The organism is Luteimonas sp. MC1825 (assembly GCF_014764385.1).
Classification (GTDB): domain Bacteria; phylum Pseudomonadota; class Gammaproteobacteria; order Xanthomonadales; family Xanthomonadaceae; genus Luteimonas.
Genome location: NZ_CP061714.1, coordinates 1,660,586 through 1,684,712 on the forward strand (window position 1 = coordinate 1,660,586; position 24,127 = coordinate 1,684,712).

At 67.4% G+C, this 24,127-nt stretch carries 21 protein-coding genes and 1 tRNA gene; all 22 read right to left on the reverse strand.

The annotated features are described in order from the left end of the window. Positions 1-96 precede the first annotated feature (96 nt). The 22 genes from pnp to IDM46_RS07705 all read right to left on the reverse strand — a co-directional run bounded on the left by pnp (position 97) and on the right by IDM46_RS07705 (position 24,093). Entirely contained in the window at positions 97-2,205 is a 2,109-nt protein-coding gene (gene pnp, locus IDM46_RS07600; protein WP_185115364.1) for a polyribonucleotide nucleotidyltransferase, read from the reverse strand. 124 nt (positions 2,206-2,329) lie between these two features. After that, a complete protein-coding gene (rpsO, locus tag IDM46_RS07605) occupies positions 2,330-2,593 on the reverse strand; it encodes a 30S ribosomal protein S15 (RefSeq protein ID WP_182820839.1) in 264 nt (87 codons plus the stop codon). Positions 2,594-2,771: 178 nt separating this feature from the next. Continuing rightward, entirely contained in the window at positions 2,772-3,755 is a 984-nt protein-coding gene (truB, locus tag IDM46_RS07610; protein ID WP_185115365.1) for a tRNA pseudouridine(55) synthase TruB, read from the reverse strand. Between the two features lie 9 nt (positions 3,756-3,764). Then, on the reverse strand, positions 3,765-4,151 hold the full coding sequence (gene rbfA, locus IDM46_RS07615; RefSeq protein ID WP_182820835.1) for a 30S ribosome-binding factor RbfA: 387 nt from the start codon (positions 4,149-4,151) through the stop codon (positions 3,765-3,767). Further along, complete coding sequence (infB, locus tag IDM46_RS07620; protein WP_185115366.1) at positions 4,148-6,724, reverse strand: translation initiation factor IF-2; 2,577 nt, start codon at positions 6,722-6,724, stop codon at positions 4,148-4,150. Before infB ends, rbfA begins: the two co-directional genes overlap by 4 nt. 94 nt (positions 6,725-6,818) lie before the next feature. Further along, positions 6,819-8,330: a transcription termination factor NusA gene (gene nusA / locus IDM46_RS07625; RefSeq protein WP_182820831.1), complete on the reverse strand. Its 1,512-nt coding sequence runs from the start codon at positions 8,328-8,330 to the stop codon at positions 6,819-6,821. A gap of 7 nt (positions 8,331-8,337) precedes the next feature. Next, positions 8,338-8,937, reverse strand: coding sequence for a ribosome maturation factor RimP (gene rimP / locus IDM46_RS07630; protein ID WP_182820829.1), 600 nt, complete (start codon positions 8,935-8,937; stop codon positions 8,338-8,340). A 184-nt stretch (positions 8,938-9,121) separates the two neighbouring features. Beyond that, positions 9,122-9,198 (reverse strand) — tRNA-Met (locus IDM46_RS07635). A gap of 62 nt (positions 9,199-9,260) precedes the next feature. Further along, the gene (gene nuoN, locus IDM46_RS07640) at positions 9,261-10,718 is read right to left on the reverse strand and encodes an NADH-quinone oxidoreductase subunit NuoN (protein WP_182820827.1); all 1,458 of its coding nucleotides are present in this window, start codon (positions 10,716-10,718) and stop codon (positions 9,261-9,263) included. 28 nt (positions 10,719-10,746) lie between these two features. Beyond that, positions 10,747-12,258 carry an NADH-quinone oxidoreductase subunit M gene (locus IDM46_RS07645; protein WP_182820825.1) on the reverse strand — a complete coding sequence of 504 codons (1,512 nt, stop codon included), beginning with the start codon at positions 12,256-12,258 and terminating at the stop codon, positions 10,747-10,749. A gap of 13 nt (positions 12,259-12,271) precedes the next feature. Further along, entirely contained in the window at positions 12,272-14,356 is a 2,085-nt protein-coding gene (gene nuoL / locus IDM46_RS07650; protein WP_185115367.1) for an NADH-quinone oxidoreductase subunit L, read from the reverse strand. A 3-nt stretch (positions 14,357-14,359) separates the two neighbouring features. Next, positions 14,360-14,683 carry an NADH-quinone oxidoreductase subunit NuoK gene (gene nuoK / locus IDM46_RS07655; RefSeq protein ID WP_182820821.1) on the reverse strand — a complete coding sequence of 108 codons (324 nt, stop codon included), beginning with the start codon at positions 14,681-14,683 and terminating at the stop codon, positions 14,360-14,362. Beyond that, the gene (locus tag IDM46_RS07660) at positions 14,683-15,333 is read right to left on the reverse strand and encodes an NADH-quinone oxidoreductase subunit J (RefSeq protein ID WP_182820819.1); all 651 of its coding nucleotides are present in this window, start codon (positions 15,331-15,333) and stop codon (positions 14,683-14,685) included. The genes nuoK and IDM46_RS07660 overlap by 1 nt, the downstream gene beginning before the upstream one ends. Positions 15,334-15,336: 3 nt before the next feature. Then, positions 15,337-15,825, reverse strand: coding sequence for an NADH-quinone oxidoreductase subunit NuoI (nuoI, locus tag IDM46_RS07665; protein WP_182820817.1), 489 nt, complete (start codon positions 15,823-15,825; stop codon positions 15,337-15,339). After that, positions 15,825-16,925 (reverse strand): NADH-quinone oxidoreductase subunit NuoH, encoded by a 1,101-nt coding sequence (nuoH, locus tag IDM46_RS07670; RefSeq protein WP_182820814.1) that lies wholly within the window; start codon positions 16,923-16,925, stop codon positions 15,825-15,827. Before nuoH ends, nuoI begins: the two co-directional genes overlap by 1 nt. Continuing rightward, positions 16,922-19,174: an NADH-quinone oxidoreductase subunit NuoG gene (nuoG, locus tag IDM46_RS07675; RefSeq protein WP_185115368.1), complete on the reverse strand. Its 2,253-nt coding sequence runs from the start codon at positions 19,172-19,174 to the stop codon at positions 16,922-16,924. The genes nuoH and nuoG overlap by 4 nt, the downstream gene beginning before the upstream one ends. Then, positions 19,171-20,538, reverse strand: coding sequence for an NADH-quinone oxidoreductase subunit NuoF (gene nuoF / locus IDM46_RS07680; protein ID WP_185115369.1), 1,368 nt, complete (start codon positions 20,536-20,538; stop codon positions 19,171-19,173). Before nuoF ends, nuoG begins: the two co-directional genes overlap by 4 nt. Before the next feature lie 14 nt (positions 20,539-20,552). Then, entirely contained in the window at positions 20,553-21,080 is a 528-nt protein-coding gene (gene nuoE, locus IDM46_RS07685) for an NADH-quinone oxidoreductase subunit NuoE (protein WP_185115370.1), read from the reverse strand. Next, positions 21,077-22,387: an NADH-quinone oxidoreductase subunit D gene (locus tag IDM46_RS07690; RefSeq protein WP_182820806.1), complete on the reverse strand. Its 1,311-nt coding sequence runs from the start codon at positions 22,385-22,387 to the stop codon at positions 21,077-21,079. The genes nuoE and IDM46_RS07690 overlap by 4 nt, the downstream gene beginning before the upstream one ends. Beyond that, positions 22,384-23,166, reverse strand: a complete 783-nt coding sequence (locus IDM46_RS07695; protein ID WP_185115371.1) for an NADH-quinone oxidoreductase subunit C — start codon at positions 23,164-23,166, stop codon at positions 22,384-22,386. Before IDM46_RS07695 ends, IDM46_RS07690 begins: the two co-directional genes overlap by 4 nt. Further along, positions 23,159-23,746, reverse strand: a complete 588-nt coding sequence (locus IDM46_RS07700; RefSeq protein WP_182820803.1) for an NADH-quinone oxidoreductase subunit B — start codon at positions 23,744-23,746, stop codon at positions 23,159-23,161. Before IDM46_RS07700 ends, IDM46_RS07695 begins: the two co-directional genes overlap by 8 nt. Continuing rightward, positions 23,737-24,093 carry an NADH-quinone oxidoreductase subunit A gene (locus IDM46_RS07705; RefSeq protein WP_182820801.1) on the reverse strand — a complete coding sequence of 119 codons (357 nt, stop codon included), beginning with the start codon at positions 24,091-24,093 and terminating at the stop codon, positions 23,737-23,739. The genes IDM46_RS07700 and IDM46_RS07705 overlap by 10 nt, the downstream gene beginning before the upstream one ends. Positions 24,094-24,127 lie beyond the last annotated feature (34 nt).

Consider the following 24,127-nt stretch of genomic DNA (forward strand, 5'->3'; position numbering starts at 1 on the left):
AACGTTTCTCCTGCGCCGGTAAACAAACCAAAAAAAGAGCGGGCCTGAGCCCGCTCTTCTGGTTTCCGGCGTGAACCGGGCAGCGACGCGTGCGGCTTACTCGCCGACCACGCCCTCGCCTTCCTCGACCGCCTTCATCGACAGGCGGATGCGGCCCTGCTTGTCGACTTCCAGCACCTTGACCTTGACCATGTCGCCTTCCTTGAGCACGTCGCCGACCTTCTCGACGCGCTCGTTGGAGATCTGCGACACGTGGACCAGGCCGTCCTTGCCGGGGGAGATGGTGACGAAGGCACCGAAGTCCATCAGCTTGACGACCTTGCCCTCGTAGATCCGGCCCGGCTCGACGTCGGAGGTGATCTGCTCGATGCGCTCCTTGGCGGCGCGGCCGGCGGCGGCGTCGACCGATGCGATCGTGATCGTGCCGTCGTCCTGGATGTCGATCTGGGTGCCGGTTTCCTTGGTGATCGCCTGGATGACCGAACCGCCCTTGCCGATCACTTCGCGGATCTTGTCGGGGTGGATCCTGATGGTGATCAGGCGCGGCGCGAACTCGGAGAGCTCCGAACGCGGCGCGGTCAGCGCGGCTTCCATTTCCTTGAGGATGTGCAGGCGGCCCTGCTTGGCCTGCGCCAGCGCGACCTTCATGATCTCTTCGGTGATGCCCTGGATCTTGATGTCCATCTGCAGCGCCGAGATGCCGTTGGTGGTGCCGGCAACCTTGAAGTCCATGTCGCCGAGGTGGTCCTCGTCACCGAGGATGTCGGACAGCACGACATAGTCGTCGCCTTCCTTCACCAGGCCCATCGCGATGCCGGCGACCGGCGCCTTGATCGGCACGCCCGCGTCCATCAGCGCCAGCGACGAACCGCAGACCGACGCCATCGACGACGAACCGTTCGACTCGGTGATCTCGGACACGACGCGGATGGTGTACGGGAACTCTTCCATCGTCGGCATCACGGCGAGCACGCCGCGCTTGGCAAGGCGGCCGTGGCCGATCTCGCGACGCTTCGGACCCATCATGCGGCCGGCTTCGCCGACCGAGTACGGGGGGAAGTTGTAGTGGAACAGGAAGTGTTCCTTGTACTCGCCGGACACGGCATCGATGATCTGGCCGTCGCGGGCGGTGCCGAGCGTCACGGCGACGATCGCCTGGGTCTCGCCACGGGTGAACAGCGACGAGCCGTGCACGCGCGGCAGGATGCCGACGCGGCTGGCGATCGGGCGGACCGTGTCGAGCGCGCGGCCGTCGATGCGGACCCTGGTCTTGAGGACCGAGTTGCGCATGGTCTGGTATTCCTGCTCGCTGAACTCCTTCGAGAGGTCGCCCGGCGCCCAGGCATTGGCCTCGGCATGCGGGGCCAGCGCGTTCAGGATCGCCTTCTTGACGGTCGAGATGGCGTCCTTGCGCTCGAGCTTGTCACGCACCTGGAATGCGGCCGCGAGCTGCTCGCCGACGGCGGTGCGGATGGCGTGCACGATGCCTTCGTCCGCGGCGGGCGCGGTCCAGCTCCACTTGGGCTTGCCGGCTTCGGCGACGAGTTCGTTGATGGTGCTGATCGCGACCTGCATCTGCTGGTGGCCGAACATCACCGCACCGAGCATCACGTCTTCGGACAGCTCCTTGGCTTCCGACTCGACCATCAGCACCGCGTTGGCGGTACCGGCGACGACCAGCTCGAGCTCGGAATCCTTCAGCTCGGAGATGGTCGGGTTGAGCAGGTACTGGCCGTCCTTGTAGCCGACCTTGGCGGCGCCGATCGGGCCGTCGAACGGCGCGCCCGAAAGCGACAGCGCGGCCGAGGCACCGATCAGGGCGAGGATGTCGCCGTCGACCTCGGGGTTCATCGACATCACCGTGGCGATGATCTGCACTTCGTTGCGGAAGCCGTCCGGGAACAGCGGGCGGATCGGGCGGTCGATCAGGCGCGAGATCAGCGTTTCCTTCTCGGTCTGGCGGCCCTCGCGCTTGAAGAAACCGCCCGGGATGCGGCCGCCGGCGTAGAACTTCTCCTGGTAGTCGACGGTGAGCGGGAAGAAATCCTGCCCCTCGCGCGCGGTCTTGTTGGCGACGGCGCTGACCAGCAGCACGGTGCCCTCGCACGAGACCATGACCGCGCCGCCGGCCTGGCGGGCGATTTCACCGGTCTCGATGGTGACCGTGCGGTTGCCGTACTCGAAGCTCTTGATCACTTTTGCCACGTTGGTGATTCCTTGATGACTCTTGCGATGAACCGGGCGGGACCCTTGCCCCGTGCCGGGTGGCGCGCACTGGCGGCGTGCCGAAATAAAACCGCGGCGCATCTCTGCGCCGCGGTGGGGTGGATCAGCGACGCAGGCCGAGCTTCTCGATCAGCGCCTTGTAACGCGCGCTGTCCTTGCGGTGCAGGTAGTCGAGCAGGCTGCGGCGGCGGTTGACCATCATCAGCAGCCCGCGGCGGCTGTGGTGGTCCTGCTTGTGCGCCTTGAAATGCTCGGTCAGGTGCACGATGCGTGCGGTGAGCAGGGCGACCTGGACTTCCGGGGAGCCGGTGTCCGCGTCGCCGCGCTTGTTGTCTTCAATGATCTTGCCGGTGTCGATGGTGGACATGCTGTGCAACCTTCTGGTGATGCGTGGACCGCAGGAACACCGTGGCACGCCGGTTGGCATGCACGGGCACCACGTGACCCGCCGCGAGCGGTGGAGCGTGATCGGCGCGGAAGCGCCGGAATTGACACGAAAAAGCCGGGAGATTGTAGCCCGGGGGCCACCCCGCGGACAAGGCGGATCACGCCGTCGCGGCACCGCCCGTCGGTTGGGCGCAGGCCCAGGCGAACATGCGCCGCGGCCGCAACGCGCCATCGGCATCCACTTCGCCCAGACCCAGCACGCGCGCGTCGGGACCGTGGATCGCCACCTCCCCCTGCGGGCTGAATGGCCCGGGGGCGCCCTGCCCGTACGACAGGCGCGCGGCGTCGGCGGCGCCCACGGCGACCCGTGGCCAGGCATCCATGCCGGATTCGATGGGCAGCAGGCAGGATTCGAGGCAGTGCTCGCCGCGTGCCGCGAGCGCGGCCAGGTCGTCGAGCGTCCACATCCGCGGGTCCCTGAACGGGTCCACCCACAGGCGCCGCAGCTCGGACACGTGCGCGCCGCAGCCCAGTGCTTCACCGAGATCGCGCACCAGGCTGCGCACGTAGGTGCCGGACCCGCATTCAACACGCAGGCGCAGGATGTGCGGCGGACGGCCATCGCCGGGCACGTCGAGCAGATCGGCGGCCGAGAGCAGCGTAAAGGCGTGCACGTCCACGGGGCGCGGTTCGACTTCCACCGGCTCGCCGCGCCGGGCCTTGGCGTACAGCGGTTCGCCGCCGCGCTTGAGTGCAGAATAGATCGGGGGCCGCTGCTGGATGTGGCCGGTGAGCGCCGCCAGCGCGGCATCGAGGGTGGCGACATCGAGCAGCGGCACCGGGCGCTCGCGCAGCAGCTGGCCGTCGGCATCGTCGGTGTCGGTCACCTGTCCCAGGCGCGCGACAACGTCGTAGGCCTTGCGCGCACCCAGCAGGCCACCGGCGATCTTGGTGGCTTCGCCGAAGCACACGGGCAGCAGGCCGGTGGCCAGCGGGTCGAGGCTGCCGGTATGCCCGCCCTTCTCGGCGCGGAACATGTGGCGGACGCGCTGCAGTGCCTGGTTGGAACTCAGCCCGCGCGGCTTGTCGAGCAGCAGGATGCCGTCGAGCTTGCGGAAGCGCGTACGTGGCTTGGCAGTCATCGCGGGGGATCAGTCCCCGCTGCCGGGCTCGCCGGAGTCATCGCGGTCGCCCGGCCCGCCCGCTTCGCGCAGCAGGTTCTCGATGCGCTCGCCGCGGTCGACGGAGTCGTCGTAATGGAAATGCAGCTCCGGCACGTGGCGCATCTTCACCGTATGCGCAAGGCGGTAGCGGACTTCGTACGCCACCGCCTTCAGGCCCTTCATGGCCTCGGCGGCGCGCTCGGGGTCGAGCGCGGTCACGAAGACCTTGGCGTGCGCCATGTCACGGGTGACCTCGACGTCGGAGACGCTGAGCGACGGCAGGCCGTGCTGCGCGACCGCGTCGCGCACGAGGGTGCCCAGCTCGCGGCGGAGCTGGGCGGACACGCGGTCGGTTCTGTGGAAGGACTTCTTCACAGCGTGCGCTGGACCTCGACGCGTTCGAAGCACTCGATCTTGTCACCGGGCTTGACGTCGTTGTACGCCTTCACGCCGATGCCGCACTCGGTGTGGACGCGGACCTCGTCGACGTTCTCCTTGAAGCGGCGCAGCGATTCCAGCTCGCCCTCGAAGATGACCGTCTCGTCGCGCAGCACGCGGATCGGCTTGTGGCGCTTGACCACGCCCTCGATGACCATGCTGCCGGCGACCGCGCCGAACTTGGAGCTGCGGAACACCTCGCGCACCTCGGCGGTGCCGATGATGTCCTCGCGGATCTCGACGCCGAGGATGCCCGACGCCACCTGCTTCACCTGGTCGATCACGTCATAGATGATCGAGAAGTAACGCAGGTCGAGGCCGGTGGATTCGATCAGCTTGCGCGCCGACGCATCGGCGCGGACGTTGAAGCCGATGATCGTGGCCTTGGAGGCGGCGGCGGAGTTGGCGTCGGACTCGGTGATCGCGCCCACGCCGGAGCGGATGATGTTGACCCGGATCTCGTCGTTGGAGAGCGCGGTGAGTGCCTGGCGCAGTGCTTCCACCGAACCCTGCACGTCGGCCTTGACCACCAGCGGCAGCTCGAGCTGCTGGCCGCCGCCCATCTGCGCCATGATGTCTTCCATGCGGTTGCCGGCAGCCTGCACCAGGCGCTGCTCGCGGCGCTTGGTCTCGCGCTGCTGGGCCACGTCCTTGGCGAGGCGCTCGTCCTCGACCACCACGAAGTCGTCGCCGGCATCGGGCACGCCCGAAAGGCCCAGCACCTGCACCGGGATGGACGGGCCGGCGCCATCGACCTGCACGCCGCTCTCGTTGAACAGCGCGCGGACGCGGCCGTACTCGATGCCGCACACCAGGTAGTCGCCCTTGTTGAGCATGCCCTGCTGCACCAGCACCGTGGCCACCGGGCCGCGGCCCTTGTCCAGCGAGGACTCGATCACCACGCCCGAGGCGCGGCCATCGGCGACCGCGCTCAGCTCGAGCACTTCGGCCTGCAGGCCGATCGCGTCCAGCAGGTCGTCCACGCCGTCGCCGGTCTTGGCCGACAGCTCGACCATCTGCGTGTCGCCGCCGAATTCCTCGGCCACGATCTCGTGTGTCAGCAGCTCGTTCTTGATGCGCTGCGGGTCGGCTTCGGACTTGTCGATCTTGTTGATGGCGATGATCAGCGGGACCTTGGCGGCCCGGGCGTGCTGGATCGCCTCGATGGTCTGCGGCATCACGCCGTCGTCGGCGGCGACCACGAGCACCACGATGTCGGTGAGCTTGGCGCCGCGCGAACGCATCGAACTGAACGCGGCATGGCCGGGCGTGTCGAGGAAGCTGATGACGCCCTTCGGCGTATCGACGTGGTACGCGCCGATATGCTGGGTGATGCCGCCGGCTTCGCCTGTGGCGACCTTGGTGCGGCGGATGTAGTCCAGCAGCGAGGTCTTGCCGTGGTCGACGTGGCCCATGATGGTGACCACCGGCGGACGCGCGACCTTGTCGCCCTGCACGCCTTCGCCATGCGCGATCAGCTCGCTCTCGGCATCGTCGGCGTCGGCGCGCACGGCGGTGTGTCCGAGCTCCTCGACGACCAGCATCGCCGTGTCATGGTCGATGGACTGGGTGATGGTGGCCATCACGCCCATCTTGAACAGCGCCTTGACCACTTCGCCGCCCTTCATCGCCAGCTTCTGCGCAAGGTCGGCCACGGTGATCGCTTCGCCGATCGCGACTTCGCGCACGACCGGCGCGATCGGCCGGGTGAACCCGGTACCGGTGCGGCTCTGGTCGCGGTTGTTGCCGCGCTGCGGGCGTGCCTTCGGGCGCGCGGTGCTGCGGCGCGCGCGGTCGGCTGCGGAAAGATGCATCTTGCCGGCGAAACGCGCGGCGCTGTCGTCGTCCTCGCCACCGGCGGGTGCCTGGTGCGAACCGCGTGCACCCTTGGGCTTGGCGGCGCCACGGTCATCACTGCGCGGCGGCGCCGGCTTGGGATGGCCATGGCCGTGGGTCGCGGCGGGCTTGCGCACGGCATCGTCGTCGCCCGCGACGGGCGCGGCCGGGGCTGCCGCGGCGCGCAGGCGCGCGGCCTCGGCGTCGGCGGCCACGCGCTTGCGCTCCTCGATCTCTTCGGCGCGACGGCGGTCGTCGGCGGCCAGGCGCTCCTGCTCGTCCCGGTTGTGCTGGCGCGACTCCTCGAGCTTGCGCAGGATGTCGGCGCGCTCCTCGTCCTCGGTCATGCCCTGCGGGCCCGTACCGGGCCTCACCAGCGTGACCTTCTTGCGCACGACTACGTCGACGGTCGGCTTGTTCTTGCCGCCGCCCACGGTGAGCGTGCTCTTGCGGTTGAGGGTGATCTTCTTCGGTGCGACCGGATCCTCGGCCACCGCTTCGGTGCGGCCATGGGTCCGGCGCAGGAAGCCGAGAAGCTTCACCTTCTCGGTGCTGGTCACGACCTGGTCGGGATTGTTGAACGACATGCCCGCTTCGGACAGTTGCTCAAGCAGCTTCTCGACCGGCGTGTTCACCAGTTCGGCCAGCTTGCGGATGGTGGTTTGCTGCGACATTCGGCTTCCGGTTCCTTTGGCGTCGGCATGTGCCGCGCTATGGAGATGGATCAATTCTGGGTGCTTGCTGGTCGGGGGCCTGGACCCCTGACTGTCAGCCTTCGCTTTCCAGGCGCGCGATCTCTTCGGCCCGCGCGGCAAGGATCAGCGCGGCGGCACGATCGAGCTCGAGGCCCTCGATGCCGAACTCCAGCACTTCGTCGGCGGCCAGGTCGGACAGGTCCTCGCTGGTGCGCACGCCGTGCGCGGCCAGCGCGAACGCGGTCTCGTCGTCCATGCCTTCGAGCTGCAGCAGGTCGTCCGCCGGGGCGTTCTCGTCGAGTTCCTCGGCGTCGGCCAGCGCGTCGTTGAGCAGCGCGTCGCGGGCGCGGGCGCGCAGTTCCTCGACGATGTCCTCGTCGAAGCCCTCCACCGCCAGCAGCTCGCCGACGGGCACGTACGCGATTTCCTCGACCGTGCTGAAGCCTTCGGTGACGAGGATGGTGGCGATCTCCTCGTCGACCTCGAGCTTCTCCTGGAACAGGGCGCGCGCCGTGGCCTGCTCGGCATCGGACTTCGCGGCCACCTGGTCCTGGGTCATCACGTTGAGCTGCCAGCCCGACAGGCGGCTGGCGAGGCGCACGTTCTGGCCGCCCTTGCCGATCGCCTGCGCGAGGCGGTCTTCGGCCACCGCGAGGTCCATCGAGTGCTTGTCTTCGTCGACCACGATCGACTGCACTTCCGCCGGCGCCATGGCGTTGATCACGAACTGCGCCGGGTTGTCGGACCACAGCACGATGTCGACGCGCTCGCCGTTGAGCTCGTTGCTCACGGCCTGCACGCGCGAACCGCGCATGCCGATGCAGGCGCCGATCGGATCGGTGCGGGTGTCGTAGGCGACCACGGCGATCTTGGCGCGGTCGCCGGGATCACGCGCGCAGGCCTTGATCTCGACCAGGCCCTGGCCGACTTCCGGCACTTCGAGCTTGAACAGCTCCATCATGAATTCAGGGGCGGCGCGGCTGATGAACAGCTGCGGGCCGCGGGGCTCGCTGCGCACGTCGTACAGGTAACCGCGGATGCGGTCCCCGGCGCGCACGACGTCGCGCGGGATCGCCTTGTCCTTGGGGATGAAGGCTTCGGCGTTGCCACCGAGGTCGACGAAGACGTTGCCGCGCTCGACGCGCTTGACCACGCCGGTGACCAGCTCGCCCACCCGATCCTTCCAGGCATCGACGACCTGCTGGCGCTCGGCTTCGCGCACGCGCTGCACGATCACCTGCTTGGCCGCCTGCGCGGCGATGCGCCCGAAGTCGACGTTGTCGATCTGCTCTTCGATGTAGTCGCCGACCTCGACCCCTTCGGCTTCGTCGACCGCGTCCATCAGGCGGATCTGGCGGTCCGGGGACTCCATCACCACGTCGTCGGCCACCACTTCCCAGCGGCGGAACGTTTCGTAGTTGCCGTCCTTGGAATCGATGGTCACGCGCGTCAGCACGTCCTGGTCGAGGTAGCGCTTCTTGGCCGCGGTGGCCAGCGCGGCCTCGATGGCTTCAAGGATGACCGACTCCGGCACGCCCTTTTCATTGGCGACGGCGTCGACGACCAGCAACAGTTCCTTGCTCATTCCTGTATTACTCCGCACGGGACGGCTTGGAGGCCGCCGGCTTGTTGGTTTGTCTGTTGTGCGGCGTGCCCTTGCCGGGGCGGTCGTCACGCCCGGAGGCGTCCTTCGCCGGCCCGTAGCCGAGGGCGACCCAGTCGGGTACCAGCCGCGCCTTCTCGATATTGCCGGCGGCCACCGCAATCGGCTGGCCGTCGACATCAAATGTGATGGTCTCGCCTTCCACCGCGGCGATCCGTCCCGTCAGGCGACGACGGCCGTCCTGCGGCAGCTGCAGGGTGACCTTGGCCTGCTCGCCCATGAAGCGCGCGAAGTGCGCCGCCTTGAACAGCAGCCGGTCAACGCCGGGCGACGACACTTCCAGCGTGTAGTTGCCGCTGATCGGATCCTCGACGTCGAGCTGGGCCGAGACCTCGCGGCTCACGGCCTCGCAGTCCTCGATCCCCACGCCCTGCGTGTCCGCGGACGTTTCGGCACCGGGTCGCTCGATGTACAGCCGCACCACGGCACTGCCGGGCGCCGACAGGTATTCCACGCCCAGCAACTCCAGCCCCAGCGCGGCGACGGTCGGAGACAGCAGGTTGGCGATGTCGGTTGATTTGTCCGTCACGTTTGCCTCCTCCTCCAGATGCGGTCGCGCTTTGGCGGCGCCAAAAAAAAACAAAGGGCCCAATGGGCCCTTGTCCGATACTGCTGGATCCGGTGCCGGCGCGCCTCATTGCGCACCGGACGAGCCCAAACTTTCCTTAATCGAAAAAAGCCTCCTTGGAGGCTTTTCGTCGACCGCGAAAAGCTGGTAGCGGGGGCAGGATTTGAACCTGCGACCTTCGGGTTATGAGCCCGACGAGCTGCCAGACTGCTCCACCCCGCAGCAGAAGCGGAATTATGAAGGAACGCCCCGGGCAATGCAAGCCCTCGGACGTTCCCGGATGCCTATGCGGCCAACGCCGCCTGGCACCAGGCCATGACCGGGTTCCAGTACACGCCCAGCACCAGCAGGGCGAGCGCATTCACCGCGAACAGGGTGCGCAGTGGCGCGTCGGCACGGGCCTCCAGCGGCGCACCCACCGGCTCGTCGAAATACATGACCTTGATGACGCGCAGGTAATAGAACGCGCCCACCACGGCGAACACGATGCCGACGATCGCCAGCCACATCAGGTCGCCCTGCAGGGCGGCACGCAGCACCGCCAGCTTGGCCCAGAACCCGAGGAACGGCGGCACGCCGGCCATCGAAGCCATGATGCACAGCACCAGCGCCGCCATCCACGGGCTGCGCGCATTCAGGCCGCGGAAGTCGTCGATGCGGTCGGCCTCGAAGCCGCGGTTGGACAGCACGATGATCGCGCCGAACCCCGCCGCCGCCATCAGCGCGTAGCTGATCGCATAGAACATCGCCGCCGCGTAGCCCTCCACTCCGCCGCCGGCGAAGCCGAGCAGCAGGAAGCCCACGTGCGACACGGTGGAGTACGCCAGCATCCGCTTCAGGTTGGCCTGCGCAATCGCGAACAGGTTGCCGACCACCAGCGAGAGCGCGGCGATGCCGGCCAGCAGCAGCTGCCACTGGTCCTGGAGCGCCCCGCCGCCCAAGCCGTCCTCGAGCAGGCGATAGGCCATGCCGAACACGGCAAGCTTGGGTGCCGAGCCGATGAACAGCGTGATCGGCGTGGGCGCACCGTGGTACGCATCGGGCAGCCACATGTGGAACGGCGCGGCGCCGAACTTGAAGCAGATGCCGACCACCATGAACGCGGTGCCGGTGAGCAGCAGGGTGGCCGTGCCGCCTTCGAGACCCATTGCGGTCTCGCGCAGGGTCGCCAGGTCCAGGGTACCGGTGGCGCCGTAGACCAGCGACATGCCGTACAGCAGCAGGCCCGAGGCCAGCGCGCCCAGCACGAAGTACTTCATGCCGGCCTCGGATGCGACCGGGCTGTCACGATCGATCGCCACCAGGGCGTACTGGCACAGGGCCAGCAGTTCGAGACCGACATAGACCAGGGTGAGGTTGCCGGCGGAAACCAGCAGCATCATGCCCGCGGTGGCGAACATCACCAGCACCGGCAGCTCGCCCTTGTAGAGGTCGCGTTCGCGCATGTACGACCATGCGTAAACGAGCGACGCGGCGCTGAGCAGGACCAGCACCGTCTTCAGCACGTCGGCGACCGGGTCGCGTACGAACATGCCGCCCAGCACCGTGCCCTGCCCGCCCACGCCGGCGAACGCCATTGCCGCCGCGACCACCAGCAGCAGCACGGCGAGCACGTGAGTCACCACGCGGCGACGCTCGCCGATGAACAGGTCAAGCATCAGCAGCGCGAACGCGCCAAGCACCACCACGAACTCGGGCGCCAGCGGCGCGATGTCGGCCAGCGTCCGGATCGGCGGGGTCATTGCTCCAGGCATCATCGCGGGGTCTTCCTCAAAGCTTGCTGTTGGCGAGCACGCTCGCCAGTTGCGCGATGGACGGTTCCATCAGGTCGATCAGGGGCTTCGGCCACACGCCAATGAGCAGCACGCCGGCGGCGAACACGCCCAACACCAGGATCTCGCGGCCGTTGATATCCTTCAGCCCGGCGACATGGGCATTGCCGATCTCGCCGTACAGCACGCGCTTGACCAGCCACAGGGTGTACCCGGCGCTGATGATGAGCGTGAGCGCGGCGGTGAAGGCGATCAGCGGGTGGTGCTGGAACGACGCCAGCACGATCATGAATTCGCCCACGAAGCCCGAGGTGCCCGGCAGGCCGGCGTTGGCCATGCCGAAGAACACGAACAGCACGGCGAACCAAGGCATCACGTTGGCCACGCCGCCGTAGTCGCGGATCATGCGCGTGTGCATGCGGTCGTAGAGCACGCCGACACAGCTGAACATCGCGCCGGAGATGAAGCCGTGCGAGACCATCTGCACCATCGCACCCTGCAGGCCGAGCTGCGCCGCATCGGTGTTGCCGACATCGCGCACCAGCGCGAAGGCGATGAAGGTGCCCAGGGTCACGAAGCCCATGTGCGCGACCGACGAATAGGCGATGAGCTTCTTCATGTCGTCCTGCACCAGCGCCACCATGCCCACGTAGACCACGGCGATCAGCGACAGCGCGATCATCAACCAGGCCCACTCGTGGCCGGCGTCGGGCACGATCGGCAGGCTGAAGCGCAGGAACCCGTAGCCGCCGATCTTCAGCATGATCGCCGCCAGAATCACCGAGCCGCCGGTCGGCGCCTCGACGTGCGCATCCGGCAACCACGTGTGCACCGGGAACATCGGCACCTTGACCGCGAACGCGATCAGGAAGGCGAAGAACAGCCAGGCCTGCTCGGTGGCATCCAGCGGAAGCGCGTACAGGTCGGGCAGCTGCCAACTGCCGGCCTTCAGGTACAGGTAGATCAGCCCGACCAGCATGAACACCGAGCCGAGGAAGGTGTACAGGAAGAACTTCACCGACGCGTACACGCGCCGCGGGCCGCCCCAGACGCCGATGATGATGAACATCGGGATCAGCATGCCTTCGAAGAACACGTAGAAGAGCATGGCGTCGACCGCCGAGAACACGCCGATCATCAGGCCCTCGAGGATCAGCATGGCGGCGTAATACTGGTTGACGCGCTTGTCGATCGAGGTCCAGGCACCGACCAGCACCAGCGCGGTGACCAGCGTGGTGAGGATGATCAGCGCGACCGAGATGCCGTCGCCGCCCAGGTGGTACTGGATGTCGTAGGCGGGGATCCACTCCCGCGCCTCGACGAACTGCATGCCGACCACGGCGTGGTCGAAGCCGGTGAACAACGGGATGCTGATGGCGAACGCCACCAGCGCGATCGCCAGCGACAGCCAGCGGGCGGCGTTGGCGCGGCTGTTGCCGAGCGCGAGCACCAGCGCGCCACCGAGGATCGGCAGCCAGATGAGGATGCTGAGGAGAGGCCAGTTCGACACGTATCGTCTTCCGTCAGGTCCAGTAGTGGATGACAACGGCCAGGAGCACGATCAGGCCGAGGATCATCGCGAATGCATAGTCGGGCAGGCGCCCGGTCTGCAGCTTGCGCAGTACGCGCGCCGCCAGGCCGACGCTGTTCGCGGAGCCGTTGACAATGGCCCCGTCGATCACGCGGCGGTCCACAAGGTCGGAGGCCTCGCCCAGCAGCAGGCTGCCGCCAGCCAGGCCACCGATCCACAGGTCGTCGGCCCAGTACTTCTTCTCCAGCACCTTGACCGGCAGCGCGAACACGCGCCGCGCCCTGGACGCGAGGTCCGGCTTCCACCAGTACATGACGGTCGCAAGCACGAAGCCGGCCACGGTCAGCAGGAACGCCGGTGCCATGAAGCCATGCGTGGCGAATGCCACCGGGCCGTGCCACAGCGCCTCGCCGACCATTGCGACCGTGTCGCGCGCGGCGGCGACGTCGATCGCGCCGAGGAAGAACGGCAGCACCTCGCGGTGGCCGCTCCAGTCGGTGCCGAACAGCATCGGGCCGGCGGTGAAGAAACCGATCAGGACCGACGGGATCGCCAGCAACACCAGCGGCAGCGTGACCACCCACGGCGATTCACGCGGCTCGACCGGGCCGTGGTGGGCGTGGTCGTCGCCGTGGTGGGCTGCGTCATGGCCGTGGTCGTCGACCGGCGCGTCGCGGAAGCGCTCGCGGCCGAAGAACGTCAGGTACAGCAGGCGGAAGCTGTAGAACGAGGTCACGAACGCGCCCGCCAGCACCGCCCAGTAGCCGTAGGTACCCACCCAGCCCATGTTCGCCGAAGCGTGCTTGGCCGCTTCGATGATCGTGTCCTTGGAGTAGAAGCCGCTGAAGAACGGCGTTCCGATCAGTGCCAGCGTGCCGAGCAGCATGGTCCAGAACGTCACCGGCATGTACTTGCGCAGGCCGCCCATGCGGCGCATGTCCTGCTCGTGGTGCAGGGCGATGATCACCGAACCGGCGCCGAGGAACAGCAGCGCCTTGAAGAAGGCGTGGGTCATCAGGTGGAACACCGCCGCCGAGTACGCGGACACGCCCAGGGCCACCGTCATGTAGCCCAGCTGCGACAGCGTGGAGTACGCGATCACCCGCTTGATGTCGTTCTGCACGATGCCGATCAGGCCGGTGAAGAACGCGGTCGTGGCGCCGATGAACAGCACGAACTGCAGCGCGGTCTCCGACAGCTCGAACAGCGGCGACATGCGCGCCACCATGAAGATGCCGGCGGTGACCATGGTCGCGGCGTGGATCAGCGCGGAGATCGGGGTCGGGCCTTCCATCGAGTCGGGAAGCCAGACGTGCAGCGGCACCTGTGCCGACTTGCCCATCGCGCCCACGAACAGGCAGATGCACACCACCGTGGCCGCCGACCAGGCGTGGCCGTCGAAGATCTCGATCACCTGGCCGCCGCCGATGCGGTCGCTGGCGTTGGCGAATACCGTGGCGTAGTCGAGGGTGCCGAACCAGTACAGCACGCCGGCGATGCCGAGCAGGAAGCCGAAGTCGCCAACGCGGTTGACCACGAACGCCTTCATGTTGGCGAAGATCGCCGACGGACGCTTGAACCAGAAGCCGATCAGCAGGTACGACACCAGTCCCACCGCTTCCCAGCCGAAGAACAGCTGGAAGAAGTTGTTCGACATCACCAGGGTCAGCATCGAGAACGTGAACAGGCTGATGTAGCTGAAGAAGCGCTGGTAGCCGGGGTCCTCGGCCATGTAGCCGATCGTGTACACGTGCACCAGCAGCGACACGAAGGTCACCACGACCATCATCATCGCGGTCAGCTTGTCGACCATGAAGCCGACGTGGGCCTCGTAACCCGCGACCTGGAACCAGGTGTAGATGTTCTCGTTGAACGGCGAGGCACCCTGCCCTGCCAGTTGCCAGAGCACATGGCCCGACAGCGCGCAGCTCACCGCGACGCCGAGGATGGTGATGGTGTGCGAGCCGGCGCGCCCGACCTGGCGGCCGAACAGGCCGGCGAGTATCGCGCCCAGGAGCGGCGCCAGCACGATCGCCAGCAGCACCGTCTTCGAGATGAGGATTTCCGTGACAGGCATCGGTCAGCCCTTCAACGTGTCGAGTTCGGCGACGTTGATGGTGCGCCGGTTGCGGAACAGGGTGACCAGGATGGCCAGGCCGATGGCGGCCTCGGCCGCGGCCACCGTGAGGATGAAGAACACGAACACCTGGCCGGCCGCGTCGTTCATCTCGCGCGAGAACGCCACGAAGTTGATGTTCACCGCGAGCAGCATCAGCTCCAGCGACATCAGCAGCACGATGACATTCTTGCGGTTGAGGTAGATGCCGGCAACGCTGATGCAGAACAGCACGGCGCCGAGCGCCAGGTAGTGGCCGAGGGCCAGGCCCTGTCCCAGGAACTCCATTACTTCTCCTCCCCACCGGCGTCGGGCGCCGGGGTGTCGTCGGCCACGTGCACCGAAGACGGCATCTTGACCATGCGCAGGCGATCGCCTGCACGCACGCGCGCCTGCTGCGCGGGATTCTGGTGCTTGGTTCCTTCGCGGCGGCGCAACGTCAGGGTGACCGCCGCGATCACGGCCACGGTCAGGATCACCGCGGCGACCTCGAACGGCAGCAGGAAGTCGGTGAACAGGCGGCGCGCGATCCACACCGTGTTGGACACCTGCTCGCCGTCCACCGCGGCCTCCGCTGCGAACGGGGTGGCGACGAACGCCTTGACGCCGATGAGCGTCAGGATCTCGACCAGCATCACCACTGCGACCAGCAGGCCCACCGGCAGGTGGCGCACGTAGCCCTTGTGCATCTGCTCTTCGTCGATGTCGAGCATCATCACCACGAACAGGAACAGCACCATCACCGCGCCCACGTACACCAGCACCAGCGCGACGCCCAGGAACTCGGCGCCGGCGATGATCCAGGTGCAGGCCACGGTGAAGAAGGTCAGCACCAGGAACAGTGCGGCGTGCACCGGGTTGCGGACGCTGATCACGGCCACCGCCGAGACCACGGTGACCGCGGCGAATGCCAGGAAAGCGAGAAGGGCGAAGTCCATGGTTTACCTGTATCCGGCGTCGGCGGTGCGGCGCTCGGCGATCTCGGCCTCGAGCCGGTCACCGATGGCCAGCAGCTGCTGCTTGTTGACGATGTTCTCGCCGCGGTTCTCGAAGTGGTACTCGTGGATATGCGTCTCCACGATCGAGTCCACCGGGCACGACTCTTCGCAGAATCCGCAGAAGATGCACTTGAACAGGTCGATGTCGTAGCGCGTGGTCCGGCGCGTGCCGTCCTCGCGCTGCTCGGAATCGATGGTGATCGCCAGCGCCGGGCACACGGCCTCGCACAGCTTGCATGCGATGCAGCGTTCTTCGCCGTTGGGATAGCGGCGCAGCGCGTGCAGTCCGCGGAAGCGCGGAGACTGCGGGGTCTTTTCCATCGGGTACATGATCGTGTACTTGGGACGGAACAGGTACCGCAGCGTCAGCGACATGCCGGCCAACATCTCCAGCAGCAGCAGGCTCTTCGCCCAGGAAAGGATCTTGCCCATCACGCACCTGCCTCGAACACGCCGAAGTACGCCATCAGCGCGGTAACCGCGATCCACGCGATCGCCAGCGGGATGAACACCTTCCAGCCCAGGCGCATGATCTGGTCATAGCGGTAGCGCGGGAACGTGGCGCGGAACCACACGAAGCAGCTCGCGAAGAAGAACGCCTTGGCGATCAGCCACCACCAGCCGTCGACCGCCAGCCACTCGAGCACCGGCACGCCGGCGAACCAGCCCTGGAACGGCGACAGCCAGCCGCCCAGGAAGAAGATCGCGGTGAGCACGCTCACCAGGATCATGTTGGCGTACTCGGCCAGGAAGAACAGCGCGAACACCGAGCCGGAGTACTCCACCATGTGCCCGGCGACGATCTCGGACTCACCCTCGACCACGTCGAACGGCGAGCGGTTGGTCTCGGCCACGCCGGAGATGAAGTAGATGACGAACAGCGGCAGCAGCGGCAGCCAGAACCACTCGAGGAAGCCGGCGTTTCCGGACTGCGCCATCACGATGGCGCTCAGGTTGAGGCTGCCCGAAGCGACCATCACGCCGACCAGCGCGAAGCCCATCGCGATCTCGTAGCTCACCATCTGCGCCGCGGCGCGCATGGCACCGAGGAACGCGTACTTCGAGTTCGACGCCCAGCCGGCAATGATGATGCCGTACACGCCGAGCGAGACCACCGCCAGCAGGTACAGCAGGCCCGCGTTGGCATTGGACAGCACCATCTGCGCGTCGAACGGCACCACCGCCCAGGCGGCGAGCGCCGGGACCATGGTGATCATCGGCGCCAGCACGTACAGCACCGGGTGCGCGCGCGTCGGCTGGATGACTTCCTTGAACAGGAGCTTGAAGACGTCGGCGAAGGCCTGCAGCACGCCCCAGCCGACATACATCGGGCCGTGGCGGATGTGCATCCAGCCGATCAGCTTGCGCTCCCAGACCACGTAGAACGCCACGGCGATGATCACCGGCATGGCGATACAGAGGATCAGCAGCACCAGCCAGATGACGGTACCGATGGGGCCGAGCGCATCGAGCCATTCGCGGAACGGCGAAACGGCGTCGAGCACCAGGCTTGCGGTATTGGTCGTGCTCATGCGGCCACCACCCTGGCGCGGCCGCCGGCAAGCGCCGCCGTGGCGCCGTACCCGGATTCGACCCACGCCGCGCCCCGCGCGACGCGGTCGCTGGCGACTACCTGCAGGGTGGCGGTGCCGGCGTGGTTGGACACCTTGGCCATGGCGCCATCGGCCACGCCCGCCGCCGACGCATCGTCGGGGTGGAGCGTGATGCGCGGACCGGCGGTGAGCGGATGTGCCTGCAGCGCGGCCGCGCGACGCGTGACGCCGTCGGTGCGGTAGATCGCCTGCGACACGGCGAGCTCAAGGCCTTCGCCGCCGCCCTCGCCCACCGTGGTCGCGGAGGCCGACACCGCGACGCTGCGCGGCGCCATGCCGGCGCGCACTTCGGCCAGATCGACGAAATCGAAGCCCGGCAGCGCCAGCAGCCCGCCGAGTGCACGCAGGGCCTTCCAGCCTGGTCGCGCCTGATCCGGCAACTTGCCGGCGGCGACGGCGCGCTGCTCGCGGCCATCGAGGTTGGTCAGGGTGGCGTCGATCTCGGGCAGCAGGCCGATCGGCAGGATCACATCGGCCACGCGGCGCGTCGATGCGCAGGCGAAGTGGCTGAAGGCCACGACCTGCGCGCCGCCAAGCGCGGCCATCGCACTCGCCTGGTCGGCGAAGTCGAGTCCAGGCTCGACGCCGTACGTCACGTAGCCGCTGCGCGGCTGCGCCAGCATCGTGCCCGCGTCACGCGAAGCCGGCAGGACGCCGTTGCGCGCCAGGCCGAGCGCGTTCGCGCCCTGCGGGATGCGGCACAGCGCGCCGTTGCCGGAGGCGGCAAGCGCGGCGGCCGCGGCGCGGATGTCCGCGGCATGCGCGCCGTTCTCGGCCACGCCACCGACGATCACCACCACGCGCGCGCTGTCCTTCAGTGCGGCGGCAAGCTCCACGGAGCCGAGCGCGGCGGCGATGCGGGACGGCGCGACGATCGTCTTCGACGTGATGTCGAAGGCGAACTCGAAGTCCACCGGATTGACCACGTGCACGCGCGCGCCACGGACCCAGGCCTTGCGCACGCGCTGGTGCAGCAACGGCAGTTCGTAACGCAGGTGGCTGCCGACGATGACGATCGCGTCCGCCTGTTCGATGTCTTCCACCGGCATGGCGAACGGCTCGGCCACCGCGGCGTCGGAGAGGTCACGCTGGGAAATGCGGTGGTCGAGGTTGCCGGTGCCAAGGGCCTCGGCCAGGCGCGCCAGCAGCGCGCCCTCCTCGTTGGAGGTCGCCGGATGCACCAGGATGCCGAGGTCGTCGGCGGCATTGTCGCGCAGGATCTGCGCGGCACGCGCCAGCGCCTCGTCCCATGACGCCTCGCGCCAGTCGCCGTCATCGCCATTGCTGGCGACGCGCAGCAGCGGTCGGCTGGCGCGGTCGTCGGCGTACAGGCCCTGGTGCGAATAGCGGTCACGGTCCGAGATCCAGCACTCGTTGACGGCCTCGTTGTCGCGCGGAACCGCGCGCATCACCTCGCCGCGGCGCGAATGCAGGAACAGGTTGCTGCCGAGCGCGTCGTGGTAGCCCAGCGACTCGCGTGCGATCAGCTCCCAAGGGCGCGCGCGGAAGCGGAACACCTTGTTGGTGAGCGCGCCGACCGGGCACACGTCGATCACGTTGCCGGACAGTTCGGTGGTCAGCGGCTTGCCGTCGTAGGTGCCGATCTGCAGGCTTTCGCCGCGCTGCATGCCGCCGAGTTCATAGGTACCGGCGATTTCGGCGGTGAAGCGGATGCAGCGCGTGCACTGGATGCAGCGCGTCATGTCGGTGGCGACCAGCGGACCCATGTCCTCGTCGGCCACCACGCGCTTGCGCTCGCTGAAACGGCTGACCGAACGGCCGTAGCCGAGCGACAGGTCCTGCAGCTCGCATTCGCCACCCTGGTCGCAGACCGGGCAGTCGAGCGGGTGGTTGATCAGCAGGAACTCCATCACGTTGCGCTGCGACTTGAGCGCCTTCTCGCTGCGCGTCTGCACGCGCATGCCGTCCATCACCGGGGTGGCGCAGGCGGGCGCAGGCTTGCCCATCTTCTCCACGTCGACCAGGCACATGCGGCAGTTGGCGGCGATGGCGAGCTTGTCGTGGTAGCAGAAGCGCGGGATCGGGATGCCGGCCTTGTCGGCGGCCTGGATGATCATCGAGCCCTTGGGCGCGGCCATCTCCACGCCGTCGATGAAGACGGTGACGTGGTCGGGCGCGAGGTTGGGATTCACGGGCTGGGCGCTCATGCGGCCACCTTCGCAACGACCGTGCCGTCGCGCTGGTCGTCGACCAGGAAGCGGCCGTTGACGATCGCGTACTCGAATTCGTCCCAGTAATGGCGCAGGAAGCCCTGCACGGGCCATGCCGCCGCTTCGCCGAACGCGCAGATGGTGTGGCCCTCGATCTGGCCGGCCGCGGCGCGCAGCATCTCGAGGTCGGACAGCGTGCCCTGGCGCTCGACGATGCGCGTGATCATGCGGTACATCCAGCCCGTGCCTTCGCGGCAGGGCGTGCACTGGCCGCAGGATTCCTGGAAATAGAAGCGTGCGATGCGCTGGCAGGCGCGGACCATGCAGGCGGTGTCATCCATCACGATCACCGCGCCCGAGCCGAGGCCGGAGCCGGCCTTCTGCAGCGCGTCGTAATCCATGGTGAGGCCCATCATGGTGTCGCCGGGCAGCACCGGCATCGACGAGCCACCGGGGATCACCGCCTTGATGCGGCGCCCCGGGTGCATGCCGCCGGCCATCTCCAGCAGTTCGCTGAAGGGCGTGCCCAGGCGGATCTCGTAGTTGCCCGGGCGCGTGACCTGGCCGGAGACCGAGAAGATCTTGCAGCCGCCGTTGTTGGGCTTGCCGAGGTTGGCGAACCACTCCGGGCCGTTGCGCACGATGGCCGGCACCGAGGCGAAGGTCTCGGTGTTGTTGATGGTGGTCGGCTTGCCGTACAGGCCGAAGTTGGCCGGGAACGGCGGCTTGAACCGCGGCTGGCCCTTCTTGCCTTCCAGCGACTCCATCAGCGCGGTTTCTTCGCCGCAGATGTAGGCGCCGGCGCCGAGCACGTTGTGGATCTCGATGTCGGTGCCCGAGCCGAGGATGTCGCGGCCCAGCCAGCCATTGGCATAGGCCTCGGCAGTGGCTTCCTCGAGGTGCTCGAAGGGTTCGTGGTGGAACTCGCCGCGCAGGTAGTTGTAGCCGACCGTGGAGCCGGTGGCGTAGCAGGCGATCGCCATGCCCTCGATCACCGAATGCGGGTTGTAGCGCAGGATATCGCGGTCCTTGCAGGTGCCCGGCTCCGACTCGTCGGAGTTGCAGAGGATGTACTTCTGCATGCCGCTGCCCTTGGGCATGAAGCTCCACTTCAGCCCGGTCGGGAATCCCGCGCCGCCGCGGCCGCGCAGGCCCGACTGCTTGACCATCTCGATGACGGCCGTCGGGTCCATCTTCTCTTCCAGGATCCGACGCAGCGCGCTGTAGCCGCCGGTCTTGAGATAGTTCTCGTACGACCACGGCTTGTCGAAATGCAGCGTGGTGTAGACGGCCTGGTGCTCCTTCGGCGCGGGGCCGACGGGGCCGTAGCCTTCGGAGACGTGGTGTTGATGCTGCGCCATGCCGGTGTCCAGCCTCACTTCAATCCGTCGAGCAGCTCGTCGACTTTCGCCGCGTCGAGCTTCTCGTGGTAATGGCCGTTGATCACGACCACCGGGGCGCCGCAGCATGCCGCGACGCACTCTTCCTCGCGCTTGAGGTAGACGCGGCCGTCGGCGGTGGATTCGCCGAGCTTGCAGCCGAGATTCCTCTCGGCATGCGCGACCAGGTCTTCGGCGCCGTTGAGCCAGCAGCTGATGTTGGTGCAGATGGCGACGTTGTTGCGGCCGACCGGCTTCGTCTCGAACATCGAGTAGAAGGTCGCGACCTCGTACGCCCACACCGGCGGCAGGTCGAGATACTTCGCCACCGCCGCGATCAGTTCGTCGGTGAGGAAACCATTGTTCTGCTGCTGCACCGCGAACAGCCCCTGCAGCACCGCCGAACGCTTGCGATCGGCGGGAAACTTGGTCAACCAGTGGTCGATGTGCGCGCGCGTGTCGTCACTCAACGCGACCATCGGGTCCACGTTGCGCGCGTTCTCGAAGTTGCCGGTGGCTCTCATCGGTCTACTTCCCCGAAAACGATGTCATAGGTGCCGATCATCGCCACGACGTCGGACAGCATGTGGCCCTTCACCACCGCGTCCATCGACGACAGGTGCGCGAAGCCGGGCGCCCGCAGGTGCACGCGGAAGGGCTTGTTGGCGCCGTCGCTGACCAGGTAGCAGCCGAACTCGCCCTTGGGCGCCTCGACCGCGCAGTAGGTCTCGCCGGCCGGCACGCAATAGCCCTCGGAGAACAGCTTGAAGTGGTGGATCAGGGCTTCCATGTCGTCCTTCATCTCCTCGCGGGAGGGAGGCGCGACCTTGAAGTTGTCGACCATCACCGGGCCAGGATTGGCCTTCAGCCACGCCACGCACTGGGCGATGATGCGATTGGACTGGCGCATCTCGGCGACGCGCACCAGATAACGGTCGTAGCAATCGCCGTTGGTGCCGACCGCGATGTCGAAGTCGACCTGGTCGTAGCGCGCGTAGGGCTGCTTCTTGCGCAGGTCCCACTCGACGCCCGAACCGCGCAACATCGCGCCGGTCATGCCCCAGGCCATGGCCTTCTCGGGGCTGACCACGCCGATGCCGACGGTGCGCTGCTTCCAGATGCGGTTGTCGGTGAGGAGCGTCTCGTACTCGTCGACGCGGCCCGGGAAGTCGCGGGTGAACGCCTCGAGGAAATCGAGCATCGTGCCTTCGCGCGACTCGTTGAAGCGCTTCAGCTTGGCGCCCTTTCGCCACGGCGACTCGCGGTACTTCGACATGTGGTCGGGCAGGTCGCGGTACACGCCACCGGGGCGGTAGTACGCCGCATGCATGCGCGCGCCGCTGACCGCCTCATAGACGTCCATCAGCTCTTCGCGCTCGCGGAACGAATACAGCATGACCGCCATCGCGCCGAGGTCGAGGCCGTTGGAGCCGATCCACATCAGGTGGTTCAGGATCCGCGTGATCTCGTCGAACATCGTGCGGATCCACTGCGCGCGCTCGGGTGCCTCGATGCCCATCAGGGACTCGATGGCGCGCACATAGGCGTGCTCGTTGCACATCATCGACACGTAGTCGAGGCGATCCATGTAGCCGATCGAATGGTTGAACGGCTTGGACTCGGCCAGCTTCTCGGTGCCCCGGTGCAGCAGCCCGACGTGCGGGTCGGCGCGGACCACGGTCTCGCCGTCCATCTCCAGGATCAGGCGCAACACGCCGTGCGCGGCCGGATGCTGCGGGCCGAAGTTCATCGTGTAGTTGCGGATTTCCTGGCGCGCCTCGCCGGGATTGCTGGCGAAGCCACTGCCGGCGGCGTGCGGATGCGCGCTCATTTCGCCTCTCCTGCGCCGGTGCGGGCAGCGCCGACCTTCAGGTCGCGGTCCTCGCCGGCGGCGGTTGCATAACGTGCGTCGTCGCGGATCACGCGCGGCACGCCGACGCGGGGCTCGACCGAAGTCACCGGCTCGTACACCACGCGCTGCTTCTCGGCGTCGTAACGGACCTCGACGTTGCCGATCAGCGGGAAGTCCTTGCGGAACGGATGGCCGATGAAGCCGTAGTCGGTGAGGATGCGGCGCAGGTCGGGGTGTCCGGCAAACATGATGCCGAACAGGTCGAACGCCTCGCGCTCGAACCAGTTGACGCCCGGCCACAGGTCATTGACCGAGGCCACGACCGGCAGCGCGTCATCGGCCGCGAAGCACTTCACCTGCACGCGGCGGTTGTTGGCGATCGACAGCAGCTGCACGACCACCGCGAAGCGCTGCACGGGAACGGTGATCGCGCCTTCGCCATCGGGCTGCGCGAGCTGCTGGGTGTGCTGCTCGCCGAAGGCGAAGCGCCCTGCCCCCTTGCCCTCCACGCCGCGGCTGAAGCCTTCAGAGGAGACGTCGGTGTCCCACTCGTCGCTGCCGTAGCCGAGGTAGTCGATGCCGCACAGGTCAATCAGCATCTCGAAGCCGAACTCGTCGCGCAGCGCCTGGCAGCTCGCGTGCCAGTCAGCCGGCGCGACGACCATGGCGACTTCACCACGCGGGAGCGCGACATGCACGGCAGCGGCGGCGAAGCGCGTGCGCAGGCGCGCGGCGAACGCGGTCGCGGACTCAGCCATTGCGCTGGCCCACCTTGTTCTCGCCGAAATTGGTGGAGCGGCGGATTTTCTTCTGCAACTGCAGGATGCCGTGCACCAGGGCCTCGGCCGTCGGCGGGCAGCCCGGGACATAGATGTCCACCGGCACCACGCGGTCGCAGCCGCGGACCACGGAATACGAATAGTGGTAGTAGCCGCCGCCATTGGCACAGCTGCCCATCGAGATCACCCACTTGGGGTCGGGCATCTGGTCGTAGACCTTGCGCAGCGCCGGGGCCATCTTGTTGACCAGGGTGCCGGCCACGATCATCACGTCGGACTGGCGCGGCGACGGGCGGAAGATCACGCCGTAACGGTCCATGTCGAGGCGCGCGGCGCCGGCATGCATCATCTCGACCGCGCAGCAGGCGAGGCCGAACGTGACCGGCCACATCGAGCCGGTGCGCGCCCAGTTGAGGAGGATGTCCGAGCTGGTGGTGACGAAGCCCTGCTCCAGCAGCGGGTTGTCGCCCGCGGGACGCAGGATGTCGTCGACGCGGCCTTCAGGCAGCGGGTTGCTCGCGGAGTCCGCAATCGCGCGGATCGCCCGGGTCACTCCCATTCCAGCGCTCCCTTCTTCCAGACATAGATGAAACCGAGCAGCAGCATGCCCACGAAGATGCCCATCTCGATGAGGCCGAGCACGCCGAGCTCACGGAACACGGTGGCCCACGGCACGATGAAGATGATTTCCAGGTCGAAGACGATGAACTGGATGGCGATCAGGTAATAGCGCACGTCGAACGGCATGCGCGCGTCCTCGAAGGGCGCGTAGCCGCATTCGTAGGCGGAGAGCTTCTCGACGGTGGGGTGCTTGGGCCCCAGCAGGTTGCCGACCAGGATCAGGGCGATGCCGATCCCCGTGGCGACGATCAGGAACAATAGGGTCGGCAGATATTCGGCCAGCACGTGTGTTCTCTCGGCTACGGGCCGCGAGGGCGGC